Below are 13,929 nucleotides of genomic sequence, written 5' to 3' on the forward strand. Positions count from 1 at the left end.
AATAATTAAATTTTAAAAGTAACAGAAGCACCGAAGCGGGCAGGGGCTCCGGATTGTCCCATATCGTTGTAGATCGGTAATTTTTGACCGACAGGATTGTTCAGCATATAAGTAAAGAAAGCTTTATCCAGTATGTTCTTCCCCCATATCCTAAAATCGGCGTATTTACCCGAAATAGAAAGATCCAGATTCCACAAAAAATAAGGTTTTTGTTTCAGCAGATTGGCTTCATCGAAATATTGTGTCCCGAATCCAGTCACAGTCGTTGAAGCGACAAATGAACGAAAACAGGAAGTTTTTACCGCTTTCTGGTAAATGAAACCCGTATTGCCTGTAAACTCAGGAGCCATGACGATCCGATTGCCTTCATGGGATTTATCCAGATTGTGGTAATATTCAGCATGGCTATATCCGGCCGATAGTATATAAGTGAGATTAGGCAAAAATTCCCAGCGCAAATCCATTTCACCTCCCAGACTATGAGCATCACCGGCATTCTTTATGCCAGGTCCCATCATTCCCATGACGAAGATCTGCTGGTCTTCCCAATCGATGTAGAACAGAGCAGCATTCAGATTGAATTTATAATCGGAACTGAAATATTTCATACCGATCTCATAATTCCAAAGTTTCTCTTCATCATAGCGGAGATCGACCACCTGTGAGCTCATCTCATTGACGATAATGTTGTAGCCCCCGGCTTTATAGCCTTTAGAAACACTCAAATATAAAGACAGGTTATCGTTCCATCTCTGTAAAAGTGAAAACTTGGGCAACCAGGCTTTAAAACCTTTATCTTCCTTCGAATCGTGGTAACTTGTATATTGTTGTTGTCCACTGAACAACAAACTATCCCGGTAGTTCAATTCCGATTTTTCGTAATCATACCGCAAACCTGCCGTCAGGGACATACCCGGCCATATTTCCTTTAGGGTTACCTGACCGTATCCGGCTATTCCCCAGGTTACCGTATTATTATGGTACTTAGCGTTATCCAAAGCCATGGGCAATAAATAAGCCTTGTCTTTCCCAAAGGTCGCCAGATAACGATTCGTCAGATCTTTATAAAAACCGAAAGCCCCGGCAGTCCAATCGACATGCCGGTTTTCATTTGACTGGATATTGAACTCCTGAGTCAGTAAGTTCTGCCTGGATTTTTTACCGTTATCGAATACATCCAGATAAGTAAAATCTGCATCGAGCATCTGTCTGTCCTGCGTCCGGGAATAAGAAGTGACCGTATTAAAAGCAAGTCTTTGCCATTTCTTTTTCAAATTCAGATAGGAAGAAAGCAGGTCGCGCTTATAAGAAGAAGGTATATTGTAATTTACCGTATAGCGATGTACTTTCAGCGAATCGATCGCAGCATAGGCATAACCTCCGTCGAAGGAATGGTTGAAGTTTATACCGAAACCAATTTCCCAGTTATTTCCCGTAAATACATTCCCCTGATAACGAATATTATAGGAGTCTGAAGGATTGGATTTCCGGTCTTGTTCATAGTGATTTTTGAAATAGCCTTCAGACTTATTGTACGAGAAAGACAATTTATTATATAAACGTTTCCAGGGAAGGTTCAGGACTAAATTATAATTTTGTGACCGGTAACTGGAATATCCTATTTTTACCTGTGCAGCGAATACATTCGACGGGGGATTGGTGTTTATATTGATCAAACCGTTGATACTATTACGCCCGTACAAGGTCGTTTGAGGTCCGCGCAGCACTTCGATTTGCCGGATGTCGTATAAATCGAAGACAAAGGCGTTCTTATCGAATACGGGTACACCGTCTACATAAAGTCCGACAGGTGGGGTACCCGAAACAGTACCGATACCGCGGATATAGAGGGGAGTTGATAATTTTAACCCTCCTTCCTGCATATAAAAATTAGGAACTATTCCGGAAATATTCCGTAAATCCGGATTGTTCTCTCCGGGAATAGAACGGGGGGTAATGACCGTTAAAGCGGTCGGAATATCACCTGGATTCAGTTCTCTCTTTTCGGCGGTAACGACTACTTCTTGTAATTCTCTTACTATATTGTAGGTGGAATCCGTCGATAAAACGGACATTTGTTGCGCAGAAAGTCCACTATATAGTAATACACCAATAATGCAAAAAATAAAACGCATATTGAATTTTTTTTAATTAAAAAACGATGTTGGTAAAATTCGGGCAGCCGAATAAATAAGTTTAAACAGTTGCAGGAGGTGCCCGTAAAAGCAGGTGGGTAAGGGCAGGAGAGAGGTAAAAAACGGATTGAAATAACGGAAGATCCGGCTTGCAGTCACAGAATACCTCTGCCTTGGAATAAGTTTTTTGTTCTTGTTTTTCAACCTGATAAAAGTAAGCCTTTTCAAAAGAAGATGTTCCGGTTTGTTGATACACAACAGCTTCCGGGAGTATTGGATCGACTTCCGGACTACCTGCAGCGCCTCTGAAATAAAAACACACGATCAAAAAGGCCGGAACCAGCAGGTAAATAAATAGGTGTGCTGACATTCCCAGAAAAAACATGTTACAAAACTACAAATAAAATGGAAGGATAGAGTAAAAATAGCAGATTAATTTTTTCCTCTAAAAAACATTGAAATTTTTGTTTTTTATAAAAAAGTTGTAATTTTGTATTCGTTATAAATTTGTAATGATTACAATTTAACAATGAATACAAATATCAATGCACGGGATTATTTGGAAAAGTGTGGGATTAAACCTTCTTTGCAACGGATAGCTATTGTAGAATATCTGATGGAAAACCGTATTCATCCTACTGCCGACGATATATATCATGCATTGTGTATCCAAGTACCTACTTTGTCTAAAACGACGGTATACAATACGATGCGTCTGTTTGCCGAGCAAGGAGCGGTACTTCCACTGGTTATCGACGATAAAAATGTTCGGTTCGACATCGATACTTCCTGTCATGCTCATTTCCAGTGTTGTGCGTGTAATCGGGTGTTCGATATTCCGGTTGAAAAAATAGGATTATTAAATACCAAACAGATCGGGGATTTGTATGTCACGGAAACCCATCTTTATTATAAAGGATATTGTAAAGCTTGTAGAAATAAAACGGCAGGGTAGTAACCCCTTTAAATTATATTAATCAATAAAATCAAGACGTTATGAAAAAGTTTATCTGTACGGTATGTGGTTATGTTTATGAAGGTGAAGAAGCTCCTGAATTCTGTCCTCAGTGTAAAGTTCCAAGAAGTAAATTCAAAGAATTGGTTGAAACCGAAGGTGCTTTAACTTTTGCAGACGAACATGTGATCGGTGTAGCTAAAGGAGTAGATGCTGAAGTTTTAGAAGGACTGAAAGCTCATTTCACTGGAGAATGTACCGAAGTAGGGATGTATTTGGCTATGAGTCGTCAGGCAGACCGGGAAGGTTATCCGGAAGTGGCGGAAGCTTTCAAGCGTTATGCCTGGGAAGAAGCAGAACATGCAGCTAAATTTTGTGAGTTGCTCGGCGAATGTGTCTGGGATACCGAGACCAACCTGAAAAAAAGAATGGAAGCTGAAGCCGGTGCTTGTGAAGACAAGAAGAGAATCGCTACGCTGGCTAAAAAACTCAACCTGGATGCTATCCACGATACCGTTCATGAAATGTGTAAAGACGAAGCCCGTCATGGAAAAGGGTTTGAAGGTCTGTACAACAGATATTTCAAAAAATAATCCCACATCCCGCGGGTAAGCTTTACCTGCGGGATATAAAACTCTGACGGGCCTTGCATCGTATGATTTAGAAACATTAAATCGAAATAGGATGAAAAGGATCGTTTTATTACGCCACGGAGAAAGTCTGTGGAATCAGGAAAATAAATTTACCGGCTGGACGGATGTCGATTTATCTCCCAAAGGGATTCAAGAAGCCATCAAAGCCGGAGATTTACTGAAAGAAAAGGGATTTGTATTCGACAAAGCCTATACTTCTTATCTGAAAAGAGCCATCAAAACACAGAATTATGTACTCGACCGTTTAGACCAGGATTGGATTCCGGTAGAGAAAAACTGGCGGCTGAACGAAAAACATTACGGGGCTCTGCAAGGACTCAATAAAAGTACGACTGCTGCCCGATACGGTGACGAACAAGTATTGATCTGGCGGCGAAGTTATGATATTCCGGCCCCGGCTTTATCACCGGAAGATCCACGGAATCCCCGATTCGATCCCAGATATAAAGATGTACCGCCAGCCTTATTGCCTGAAACAGAATCTTTGAAAGATACTGTCGAACGTATCTTACCTTATTGGAAAGAAGAAATATTTCCTTCATTGACACATATCGATCAAATTTTGGTTACTGCGCACGGAAACAGCTTGAGAGGAATCATTAAATACCTGAAAAATATTTCCGATGAAGATATCGTCGGTTTGAACCTTCCTACAGCCGTACCTTATGTTTTTGATTTCGACAATGACCTTCGCCTGATCAACGACTATTTTCTGGGAGATCCCGAAGAAATTAAGAAATTGATGGAAGCAGTAGCCAAACAAGGACAAAAAAAGTGAATCTTTTTTGTTTAAAGTTCCTCAATTCCCTGGACCCTATAGACGTGTCTCTACGGTCGCTGGTGTGACCGATCGGAAATAAAGTGCCAGTCCTGTAGGATCCAAGGAATTTATAAATTGAAAATCTGTCCATTTCTAATATTTAAGCCAGTTTAATATGGGAATCCAGATAGACATCCTGTATGGCATGTAATAATTGAACTCCTTCAGCCATTGGTTTTTGGAAGGCTTTTCGGCCTGAAATCAAGCCCATACCGCCGGCTCTTTTATTGACTACAGCGGTGATGACAGCTTCTTTTAAGTCACTTTCCCCGTGGGATTCCCCGCCCGAATTGATCAGGCCGATACGTCCCATATAACAATTAGCCACTTGATAGCGGCATAGATCGATCGGATGTTCGGAGGTTAATTCAGTGTACATCCGTTGATCGGATTTAGAATAATTCAAGGCAGAAAAACCACCGTTGTTCTCGGGAAGTTTCTGTTTTATGATATCTGCTTCTATACTCACGCCCAGATGATTTGCCTGCCCGGTCAGATCGGCTGCAACATGATAATCCTTACCGAATTTTTTGAATGCCGGATTCCGCAGATAACACCATAAAATGGTAAACATACCTAATTCATGCGCCTGACCGAATATTTTCGCAATTTCGACCAGTTGTCTGCGACTTTCCGGTGAACCGAAATAAATAGTCGCACCGATTCCGATGGCTCCCATATCCCAGGCTTCTTTGACCTGACCGAATAAAATCTGGTCGTATGAATTGGGATAACTAAGAAGTTCGTTGTGATTGATTTTTACTACAAACGGTATTTTATGGGCATACTTCCGGGCGACACTCCCCAAAACTCCGAAAGTAGAAACAACGGCATTACATCCTCCTTCAATAGCTAGTTTAACGATGTTTTCCGGATCGAAATACAGCGGATTAGGAGCGAAAGAAGCCCCTGCCGTGTGTTCGACCCCCTGATCTACCGGCAAAATGGATACATATCCGGTATTGGCCAATCTTCCCTGCATCAACAATCTCCGCATATTATTCAGGGTCGGGAGATTCCGGTCGCTATTCATCCAAACCTTTTCAATAACATCAGGCCCTGGAGTGTAGAGAAGTGATTTGTCGATCGTTTTACAAGAATGTCCTAAATAATATTCTTGCTTATCGCCAAGAATCTGGGCGATTCTGATAGATTTTTCCATAAACGAAATATTTTAGTTCATATTCGGTTTACGGTATTTTTTGCAGGTTGTTTCCGGTCAGCGGGTTTTAATTCCGGTAGAAGCATAGATCAGAAAGATTGCCGGCCGTTTATTGATATCCGGTTTCTGTTTCTTCCAATCCTGAATAGACATTGTTCTGATATATTCATTTTCAGTAGTAATATCACAAGCTATCGAAAGTAAAGTTTGAGGATGTAATACTTGAAGCATTTCTTCAAAAAGCTTCAGATTCCGGTAAGGGGTTTCAATAAAAATCTGGGTTCGGTTTTCAGCTTGTGACTGGCGTTCAAAATTTTTTAAGGCTTTATTTCTTTCGGGGCTCTTTACGGGCAGATAACCGTTAAATGAAAAATGCTGGCCGTTACAGCCCGAAGCGATTAAAGCCAACAAAATCGACGATGGACCGACCAGCGGCACAACTTGAATCGCTTTCCGATGGGCTAAAGCGACCAATTCTGCTCCGGGATCTGCGATTCCCGGACAACCGGCCTCTGAAATAATACCGACATCCTCTTTCTCCAGGTAAGGCAAACAAGCTTCGACTGCTTTGCGATCCGAATGTTCGTTTAATTCCAAAAAAGTCAATTCCTCCAAAACAATCGATTTATCGATCTGTTTCAAGAAACGACGGGTATTTTTAGGATTTTCGCTGGCGAATATTTTTATATTTTTAATGCGGGCGATTACTTCGGAAGGTAACACCCCATAGATATTTGAATCTCCCAACGTATTGGGAATCAGAAATAATTTTCCCATATTAAAATTCAGAAATCGATAGACATTTTAGGAATTAAAATCTGTTCAAAGGTAACACCAATTTTGTAATATATGTTATCTTTGTGGAGACAATTTAAGACTGTATGAAATTAACTATTCTGGGAAGTGGAACATCACAGGGTATTCCCGTGATTGCTTGTGATTGTCCGGTATGCCGTTCAGCCGATCCACATGATAAACGGCTGAGAGCTTCTGCCATGCTGGATATAAAAGGAAAGAAAATTATTATAGATGCAGGACCCGATTTCCGGTATCAAATGCTCCGGAGTCAGGTGAAAGACCTGCGGGCGATATTACTGACCCATGGCCATAAAGACCATATCGGTGGCTTGGATGATGTGCGGGCTTTCAATTGGGTGAAACAAGGAGCTGTCGACGTATACGGTAACGAGGGAACCCGGGAAGTTGTATACAAAGATTTCTCTTATGCCTTCGCAGCTTTCCGTTATCCCGGTGTGCCTGAAATCAACTATCATGTGATCGACGACCGGCCTTTTTACATAGATGATATTCAAGTGGTTCCTATTCCGGTTTTGCATTATAAAATGCCCGTACTGGGATTTCGGATCGGTAATTTTGCTTATATCACCGATGCAAAAACAATCCCGGCCTCTTCCATGGAACGGCTGAAGGGGGTCGAATATCTGGTAATAAATGCACTTCGCAAGGAATTGCATATGTCTCACTTCAATTTAGAAGAAGCACTTACCATGATAGCCCGTATCCAGCCTAAAAGTGCTTTTTTGACCCATATCGGTCATCAAATGGGACTTTCGGCAGAGGTATCGAAAGAGTTGCCTGTTCAGGTAAAATTAGCATACGATACCCTGGAAATTGAAATTCCTGATCGGGAGATTTTCGAAAATCGATCGTAAAAAGAAGAGGTAAATTTCTTTTATAATGTCTGAATTTATTACATTTGTGTGATTTTTACAGAATTAGGGAAAAACAGTGTGGTTTTCCCTTTTATTTCTTTGATTAACAGTAATTTAAATATAGATGGAAAACGGCGGAGAAAAAATTATTAAAATCAACATTGAAGAGGAAATGAAATCATCTTACATTGACTATTCAATGTCGGTGATTGTTTCGCGGGCTTTACCAGATGTACGTGATGGTCTGAAACCCGTTCATAGACGAGTCTTGTTCGGTATGGATGAATTGGGATTGACCTCGGGTAAACCATACAAGAAGTCAGCTAGAATTGTAGGAGAGGTGTTGGGTAAGTATCATCCTCACGGCGATAGTTCCGTGTACATGGCTATGGTCCGGATGGCACAGGAATGGTCATTGCGCTATCCGTTGGTGGACGGTCAGGGAAACTTTGGCTCGGTAGACGGGGATAGTCCTGCTGCAATGCGTTATACGGAAGCACGTATGGCGAAAATTACTGAAGATATGTTGATCGATATCGACAAGGATACCGTCGATATGATGGATAACTTCGACGGTTCGTTGAAAGAACCGACAGTTCTTCCGACCCGTATACCTTATTTATTAGTGAACGGAGCCTCGGGGATTGCCGTCGGTATGGCTACCAATATGCCGCCTCACAACATCAAAGACGCTATAGATGCTATTTGTGCTTATATCGATAATAACGATATCGACATCGAAGAGCTGATCAAAATTATTAAAGCTCCGGATTTTCCTACCGGTGGAACGATCTACGGATACAGTGGAGTACGTGAATCCTATCTGACCGGGAGGGGACGTGTCGTCATTCGTCCGAAAACTTCGGTAGAGGTGATGCCGAACGGTAGGGAAAAGTTGATCGTTCACGAAATCCCCTATATGGTCAACAAAGCAGAGTTGATTTCCCGGATTGCCGACCTGATCAACGAAAAGAAAATCGACGGTATCTCGAATATCAATGACGAATCCGACCGGGAAGGAATGCGTATCGTTATCGATATCAAGAAAGATGCGATTTCGAATGTTGTATTGAATACTTTATTGAAACATACCGCCCTCCAATCTTCTTTCGGAGTAAATAACGTCGCTTTGGTTCACGGACGTCCGAGATTACTCAATCTGAAAGATATCATCCGTTACTTCGTAGAACACCGGCACGATGTGGTCGTTCGTCGTACTCAATTCGAATTGAGAAAAGCGGAAGAACGGGCACATATCCTGGAAGGTCTGATCATTGCTTCCGATCACATCGACGAAGTGATTCGTTTGATCCGGGCTTCAAAAACGCCTCAGGACGCTCAGACTGCCTTGATGGATGCGTTCAGTCTGACAGACAAACAAGCAGCAGCAATCGTCGCTATGCGTCTGGGGCAATTGACAGGGCTGGAACAAGATAAATTAAGGGCCGAATATGAAGATATCGAAAAACTGATCGCTCATTTGAACGACGTTCTGGCCCATGTCGAACTGAGAATGGAGATTATTAAGAACGAGTTGTTGGCTGTAAAAGCACAGTATGGGGACGACCGCCGGACAGATATCGTTTATGCTTCCGAAGAATTCAATCCGGAAGATTTTTATGCAGATGAAGAAATGGTGATCACGATTTCTCATATGGGTTATATTAAACGTACTCCGTTGTCCGAATATAAAGTGCAGAACCGGGGAGGAGTCGGATCGAAAGGTTCGGCTACACGGGATGAAGACTTCCTGGAACATATGATTATGGCCACCATGCACAATACCATGCTTTTCTTTACAGAAAAGGGAAAATGTTTCTGGCTGAAAGTATACGAAATACCCGAAGGTACGAAACAATCCAAAGGACGGGCACTCCAGAATCTATTGAATATTGAACCGGACGATAAAGTGAAAGCTTATATCAATCTGCTGGATTTAAAAGATTATGACTATATCAACAGCAATTATATCGTATTGTGTACCAAAAAAGGTATCATTAAGAAAACAACACTGGAGGCTTATTCACGTCCCCGTCAGAATGGAGTGAATGCCATTACCATCAAAGAGGGCGACCAGTTGCTGGAAGCTAAGCTGACCAATGGAGAGAATGACATCATGATTGCCGTAAAATCCGGTAAAGCCATTCGTTTTCCCGAGTCTAAGGTGCGGCCGATGGGACGTACCGCTTCGGGAGTCAGAGGAATCTGGATGGAAGACGACGACGAAGCGATCGGTATGGTTTGTGTCGAGCCTAATAATGCCAATATTCTGGTTGTATCCGAAAATGGCTTCGGCAAACGCTCGGCGATCGAAGATTATCGGATCACCAATCGGGGCGGTAAAGGGGTCAAGACCATCAATATGACTGAAAAAACAGGTAATCTGATTGCGTTGATCGATGTAACGGACGAAGATAACCTGATGATTATCAATCGTTCGGGATTAACTATCCGGCTTGAAGTTTCTTCCTTGCGAGTGATGGGACGGAATACCCAGGGTGTGAAACTGATCAACTTAAGAAATGAGGATTCGATTGCTGCCGTAGCGAAAGTTTCTGCCGCGAAAGATGAAGAGAATAGTGAGGTAGTTGCCGAGGAAGAAAGGGGAGAAGCAGAGCCGAACGGACAGTCTGAAGAAAATGTGTAACCAAGATCACGTAAAATACGTGGAATAGAAACATAAATTAATGTAAAATTTATACTTATGAGAAAATTATCCTTTATTATGATTTTACTTTTTTGTGCGACTTTTACGTATGCACAAAAAGGAAAAGTAACTCAGGCAATCAGTTATCTGACTTCGGGTAAATTGGATCAGGCCAAAAAATTAATCGATGAAGCGATGGGACATGAATCCTGTGTCGCCTGGGATAAAGCATATTTCACTAAAGGCCAGATTTATCAGGCCCTATATGAAAGTCCTGTTGCAGATTACAAAAAATTAGATTCCGAAGCTGTAGAAAAAGCCTGGGAAGCTTATCAAAAAGTAATCGAATTGGATGTGAAGAAAAAATATCCCAAAAAGCTGGAAACTCAATATCGGAATTTAGCGATCGATTTCACCAACAGAGCTGCTGAACTTTACAATGCAAAAGACTTTAAAAAGGCCTTGGCGTCTTTCAAAAGAGTACTTGAAATAAAAAGTTCGCCGATACTGACAGCAAACGGAGAAGTTTCCATCGACACCGCCGTTATTTATAATGCCGGTCTATGTGCTCAGCAAGCCGAAGAATATGCCGATGCTGAAAAATTCCTGAAAGAATCTATAAAATTGAATTACGAACCGGCCCAAAGTTATGCGATGTTGAGTAATGTTTTGAAACAACAAGGCAAAAACGAAGAAGCACTGGAATATCTGCACAAAGGATACGAACAATATCCCGATAATGCGTATATGTTAGTGGAATTGATCAATCATTATTTATTGGGGGGTGAACCTGAAAAAGCTGAAGTTTATCTGGATGCGGCTATCAAACAAGATCCGAAAAATGCATCTTTTTACAGAGCTAAAGGTACATTATACGAAAAAACCGAGCGGCCGGCACAAGCAGAGGAAATGTATGTAAAAGCGTTGGAATTGGATCCGAAAGACTTTTTGGCTCAATACAATCTGGGAAATATTAAATTGACAGAAGCGATCAATTTCCATAAAAAAGTTCAGGATATAGTCGATGTCAACGAATATAATAAAGAATTGGAAAAAGTTTACATCGCTTATGAATCTGTCATTCCGTATTTTGAAAAAGCATTGGAACTCAGTCCGGATGAAAAAAATACCCTGGCAACTTTGAGAGAACTTTATTTCAAACTGAGAAATCAAAAACCTGAATACCAGCAGAGATATGATGAGATAAAACAAAAGCTCGAAGCACAGTAAAAATAAAGGGGATTTTCCACTCCCCTTTATTTTAAAATGTTGTTATTAACATAATATAAATTATAGGACAAATATCCAGACGGAGTTTACCCCAATTCTTATTATAGATTTTAAATATTTGCTCAAAAAGATGTCAACAAAAATTATTATCTTTGTCCACATTGTTTTAACACACATCATACTATGCGGGATAAAGTCGTTATTATTACTGGTGCGTCGTCCGGAATTGGTAAAGCTTTAGCATACGAATTGGCACATCAAGGAGCTAAAGTTGTCTTAGCAGCAAGAAATATTGAGGAATTACTTCATATCGAACAAGATTTAAGACAGCAAGGAGCTGAGGTGTTGTCGGTACGTACCGATGTGACGAAAGAATTGGCTTGTAAAGAATTGATCGAACAAGCTTATGCCCGTTTCGGACGGATCGATGCTTTGATCAACAATGCCGGAATTTCTATGCGCGCTTTGTTGGAAGATCTGGAACCGGCAGTACTCCGCAAAGTAATGGATGTCAATTTCTGGGGAACCGTATATTGTTCGAAATATGCCTTACCTTATTTATTGGAATCCAAAGGAAGTTTGGTCGGAGTGATTTCTATTGCAGGATTTATAGGTCTGCCGGGACGTACAGGCTATGCGGCCAGTAAATTTGCCGTTCGTGGATTTTTGAATACCGTCCGGATCGAAAATATGAAAAAAGGACTTCATGTGATGGTGGCAGCCCCCGGTTTTACAGCTTCCAACATACGGAAAACTGCTTTGAATGCCAATGGACGGCAACAAGGAGAAAGTCCCCGGAACGAAAACAAAATGATGACTGCCGAGAAATGTGCTGCAATCATCGTGAAAGGAATCAGAAAAAGAAAAAGAGAAATTATAATGACTTTTGTAGAAGGTAAATTAGCCGTATTCTTAAGTAAATGGTTGCCGGGTTTAGTGGATCGGCTCAGTTATTCACTGATGGCAAAAGAACCGGATTCTCCTTTTAAATAAGTGTGTTATGAGAAATATATTTCTTTTGTTTCTGTTTATATGTATAACCGGAAGTGGTTGGGCCCAGTTGTTATATCCGGAAGTCATGGAGCCCCGGACACCACTGAACGGCCCTGTGGTAAATAAACTGACGGGGCTCTCCTTCCCTCCTTTTCTCTACAAAGTAAGACAGGAAAACCGGACTATTGAAAACCCGGGAGTCCGGTATGCCATACAAAATCTGAAGAAGGAACGTTATCCGGAACCACAGGTCAATGAAGCCATCAATACCCTGATTCGCTATGCTGAAGATGAAAGGTTAAAGCATGTGGTGGAGTATCTGAAAAGATATGCCCAAACGATGGGAAAAAAGGAACAAGCCCTGGAAACACTCGAACAAAAGATCACCTATGATAGTATCGAATTTTATAAAAATACTGAGTATTTACTGACCGGAGATTTTGAAGAATATATCAATACCGATTTACAGACCTTTGTCAACTATATTCATCAGGATTCCAATTATATATGGCTTAGGGATGCCAGCCGGGATTCTGTCCTGCTGGAAATCATGAGTGTGGCCGATAACTCTGTTCGCTTTTGGGTCAATAACGGGCGGATGCAATATCATCGTTTTTGGGCTTCCAATAAAATATGCGACACGATCGGCACCTGGATTCAGGTGATGCCACAAGGTAACCGGCTGAAAATCTATGTTGACGAAGATGTATACCAGAGTCCCGCCATAGAGAAAAAACATGCTGAAACCAATGAAGCCGGCATTTCCAATCGCTTCGACGATGAATATTTCAAGCTCAATCCGATGCTGGTCGGGCAATTACATCGGAGATACTGGACCTATTATTCCGAAGTCGAGTTGGCCATGAGTCAGGGTAAACTGGCCAACTGGACCAGTGGGGGGGAAAATTCCTTATCCCTGTTGAGTAATATCCGTTATTTCTGGAATTACAACCGGAATAATACCAGCTGGGAAAACTGGGTACACTATCGCTTCGGTTTCATGAAAAATGGGGATGAAGATATCCGGAAGAATGAAGATCGCTTTGAGTTGAACTCGAAATTGGGACAAAGGGCCTTTAAACATTGGTATTATACCGCCCAGTTCAATGTCATTACCCAGCTTTTCAACTCCTACGAGTATCCGCAGGATCAGGACAAGAAACTGGTTGCCAATTTTATGAGCCCGGGAGATTTCACCCTGTCATTGGGTCTTGATTTTAAGCCTAACGATCGTTTTTCGTTGTTTATCTCCCCTATTGCCGGTAAATGGAATTTTGTCCGGGATACGGCGAAAATCGACGTCGGACGTTATGGAGTGGAACAAGGTAAGCGGGCCAGAAGGGAGGCCGGTGCAAGAATAGACCTGAGGAGCACGCAAAACAATATCTTTAAAATCATGAACATCAGGAACGAATTGACCTGGTTTATGAGTTATGAAAAAAAAGACCATTATCTGAATTTTGAATCCGATAACGAAGAAAAAAAGAAAATTCCTTTTACAGTAAACTGGAAACTCAATATAGACTTTAATATCAACTATTTCATGAGGGCTTCGATTTATACGGAAACTATTTATAATGAGAACAATTCCAAAAAGTTACAATTCAAGGAAAATTTGAATCTGGGTGTAAATTTCAGATTCTGATATAGGAATATTTACC

General features: G+C 41.3%; 12 protein-coding genes. 8 read left to right on the top strand and 4 right to left on the bottom strand.

Annotated elements, in window-relative coordinates:
- Window positions 1-5 precede the first annotated feature (5 nt).
- Both WS42_RS00080 and WS42_RS00085 read right to left on the bottom strand, forming a co-directional pair.
- Entirely contained in the window at window positions 6-2,135 is a 2,130-nt protein-coding gene (locus WS42_RS00080) for a TonB-dependent receptor (protein WP_046405989.1), read from the bottom strand.
- A 61-nt stretch (window positions 2,136-2,196) separates the two neighbouring features.
- On the bottom strand, window positions 2,197-2,505 hold the full coding sequence (locus WS42_RS00085) for a hypothetical protein (RefSeq protein WP_140398579.1): 309 nt from the start codon (window positions 2,503-2,505) through the stop codon (window positions 2,197-2,199).
- 159 nt (window positions 2,506-2,664) lie between these two features.
- On the opposite strand from WS42_RS00085, the gene WS42_RS00090 reads away from it, so the two are divergent.
- From WS42_RS00090 to gpmA, 3 genes are all read left to right on the top strand, one after another.
- The gene (locus WS42_RS00090; protein ID WP_013611023.1) at window positions 2,665-3,090 is read left to right on the top strand and encodes a Fur family transcriptional regulator; all 426 of its coding nucleotides are present in this window, start codon (window positions 2,665-2,667) and stop codon (window positions 3,088-3,090) included.
- Window positions 3,091-3,131: 41 nt separating this feature from the next.
- Complete coding sequence (locus tag WS42_RS00095) at window positions 3,132-3,683, top strand: ferritin family protein (protein ID WP_013611024.1); 552 nt, start codon at window positions 3,132-3,134, stop codon at window positions 3,681-3,683.
- Between the two features lie 91 nt (window positions 3,684-3,774).
- On the top strand, window positions 3,775-4,521 hold the full coding sequence (gene gpmA / locus WS42_RS00100; protein ID WP_013611025.1) for a 2,3-diphosphoglycerate-dependent phosphoglycerate mutase: 747 nt from the start codon (window positions 3,775-3,777) through the stop codon (window positions 4,519-4,521).
- Between the two features lie 142 nt (window positions 4,522-4,663).
- Here the strand turns inward: gpmA and WS42_RS00105 are convergent, their stop codons facing one another.
- Together WS42_RS00105 and WS42_RS00110 are read right to left on the bottom strand one after the other, a co-directional pair.
- Window positions 4,664-5,725, bottom strand: a complete 1,062-nt coding sequence (locus WS42_RS00105; RefSeq protein WP_013611026.1) for a class I fructose-bisphosphate aldolase — start codon at window positions 5,723-5,725, stop codon at window positions 4,664-4,666.
- Between the two features lie 57 nt (window positions 5,726-5,782).
- Complete coding sequence (locus WS42_RS00110) at window positions 5,783-6,502, bottom strand: SAM-dependent methyltransferase (RefSeq protein ID WP_022160894.1); 720 nt, start codon at window positions 6,500-6,502, stop codon at window positions 5,783-5,785.
- Window positions 6,503-6,606: 104 nt separating this feature from the next.
- Here WS42_RS00110 and WS42_RS00115 point away from each other — a divergent pair, with 104 nt between their 5' ends.
- The 5 genes from WS42_RS00115 to WS42_RS00135 all read left to right on the top strand — a co-directional run bounded on the left by WS42_RS00115 (window position 6,607) and on the right by WS42_RS00135 (window position 13,913).
- The gene (locus WS42_RS00115; protein WP_013611028.1) at window positions 6,607-7,398 is read left to right on the top strand and encodes an MBL fold metallo-hydrolase; all 792 of its coding nucleotides are present in this window, start codon (window positions 6,607-6,609) and stop codon (window positions 7,396-7,398) included.
- A 124-nt stretch (window positions 7,399-7,522) separates the two neighbouring features.
- On the top strand, window positions 7,523-10,045 hold the full coding sequence (gyrA, locus tag WS42_RS00120) for a DNA gyrase subunit A (RefSeq protein ID WP_022160895.1): 2,523 nt from the start codon (window positions 7,523-7,525) through the stop codon (window positions 10,043-10,045).
- 57 nt (window positions 10,046-10,102) lie between these two features.
- On the top strand, window positions 10,103-11,275 hold the full coding sequence (locus WS42_RS00125) for a tetratricopeptide repeat protein (protein WP_022160896.1): 1,173 nt from the start codon (window positions 10,103-10,105) through the stop codon (window positions 11,273-11,275).
- A 183-nt stretch (window positions 11,276-11,458) separates the two neighbouring features.
- Window positions 11,459-12,268 (top strand): SDR family oxidoreductase, encoded by an 810-nt coding sequence (locus WS42_RS00130; protein WP_013611031.1) that lies wholly within the window; start codon window positions 11,459-11,461, stop codon window positions 12,266-12,268.
- Between the two features lie 7 nt (window positions 12,269-12,275).
- A complete protein-coding gene (locus tag WS42_RS00135) occupies window positions 12,276-13,913 on the top strand; it encodes a DUF3078 domain-containing protein (RefSeq protein WP_022160897.1) in 1,638 nt (545 codons plus the stop codon).
- Window positions 13,914-13,929: the final 16 nt, after the last annotated feature.

The organism is Odoribacter sp. N54.MGS-14, from assembly GCF_000980295.1.
Lineage (GTDB): Bacteria > Bacteroidota > Bacteroidia > Bacteroidales > Marinifilaceae > Odoribacter > Odoribacter splanchnicus.

What these genes read in the sequence shown, in the direction of transcription:
- WS42_RS00080 (WP_046405989.1), bottom strand. Translation starts at nt 2,135, where the DNA reads ATGCGTTTTATTTTTTGCATTATTGGTGTATTACTATATAGTGGACTT.
- WS42_RS00085 (WP_140398579.1), bottom strand. Translation starts at nt 2,505, where the DNA reads ATGTCAGCACACCTATTTATTTACCTGCTGGTTCCGGCCTTTTTGATC.
- WS42_RS00090 (WP_013611023.1), top strand. Translation starts at nt 2,665, where the DNA reads ATGAATACAAATATCAATGCACGGGATTATTTGGAAAAGTGTGGGATT.
- WS42_RS00095 (WP_013611024.1), top strand. Translation starts at nt 3,132, where the DNA reads ATGAAAAAGTTTATCTGTACGGTATGTGGTTATGTTTATGAAGGTGAA.
- gpmA (WP_013611025.1), top strand. Translation starts at nt 3,775, where the DNA reads ATGAAAAGGATCGTTTTATTACGCCACGGAGAAAGTCTGTGGAATCAG.
- WS42_RS00105 (WP_013611026.1), bottom strand. Translation starts at nt 5,725, where the DNA reads ATGGAAAAATCTATCAGAATCGCCCAGATTCTTGGCGATAAGCAAGAA.
- WS42_RS00110 (WP_022160894.1), bottom strand. Translation starts at nt 6,502, where the DNA reads ATGGGAAAATTATTTCTGATTCCCAATACGTTGGGAGATTCAAATATC.
- WS42_RS00115 (WP_013611028.1), top strand. Translation starts at nt 6,607, where the DNA reads ATGAAATTAACTATTCTGGGAAGTGGAACATCACAGGGTATTCCCGTG.
- gyrA (WP_022160895.1), top strand. Translation starts at nt 7,523, where the DNA reads ATGGAAAACGGCGGAGAAAAAATTATTAAAATCAACATTGAAGAGGAA.
- WS42_RS00125 (WP_022160896.1), top strand. Translation starts at nt 10,103, where the DNA reads ATGAGAAAATTATCCTTTATTATGATTTTACTTTTTTGTGCGACTTTT.
- WS42_RS00130 (WP_013611031.1), top strand. Translation starts at nt 11,459, where the DNA reads ATGCGGGATAAAGTCGTTATTATTACTGGTGCGTCGTCCGGAATTGGT.
- WS42_RS00135 (WP_022160897.1), top strand. Translation starts at nt 12,276, where the DNA reads ATGAGAAATATATTTCTTTTGTTTCTGTTTATATGTATAACCGGAAGT.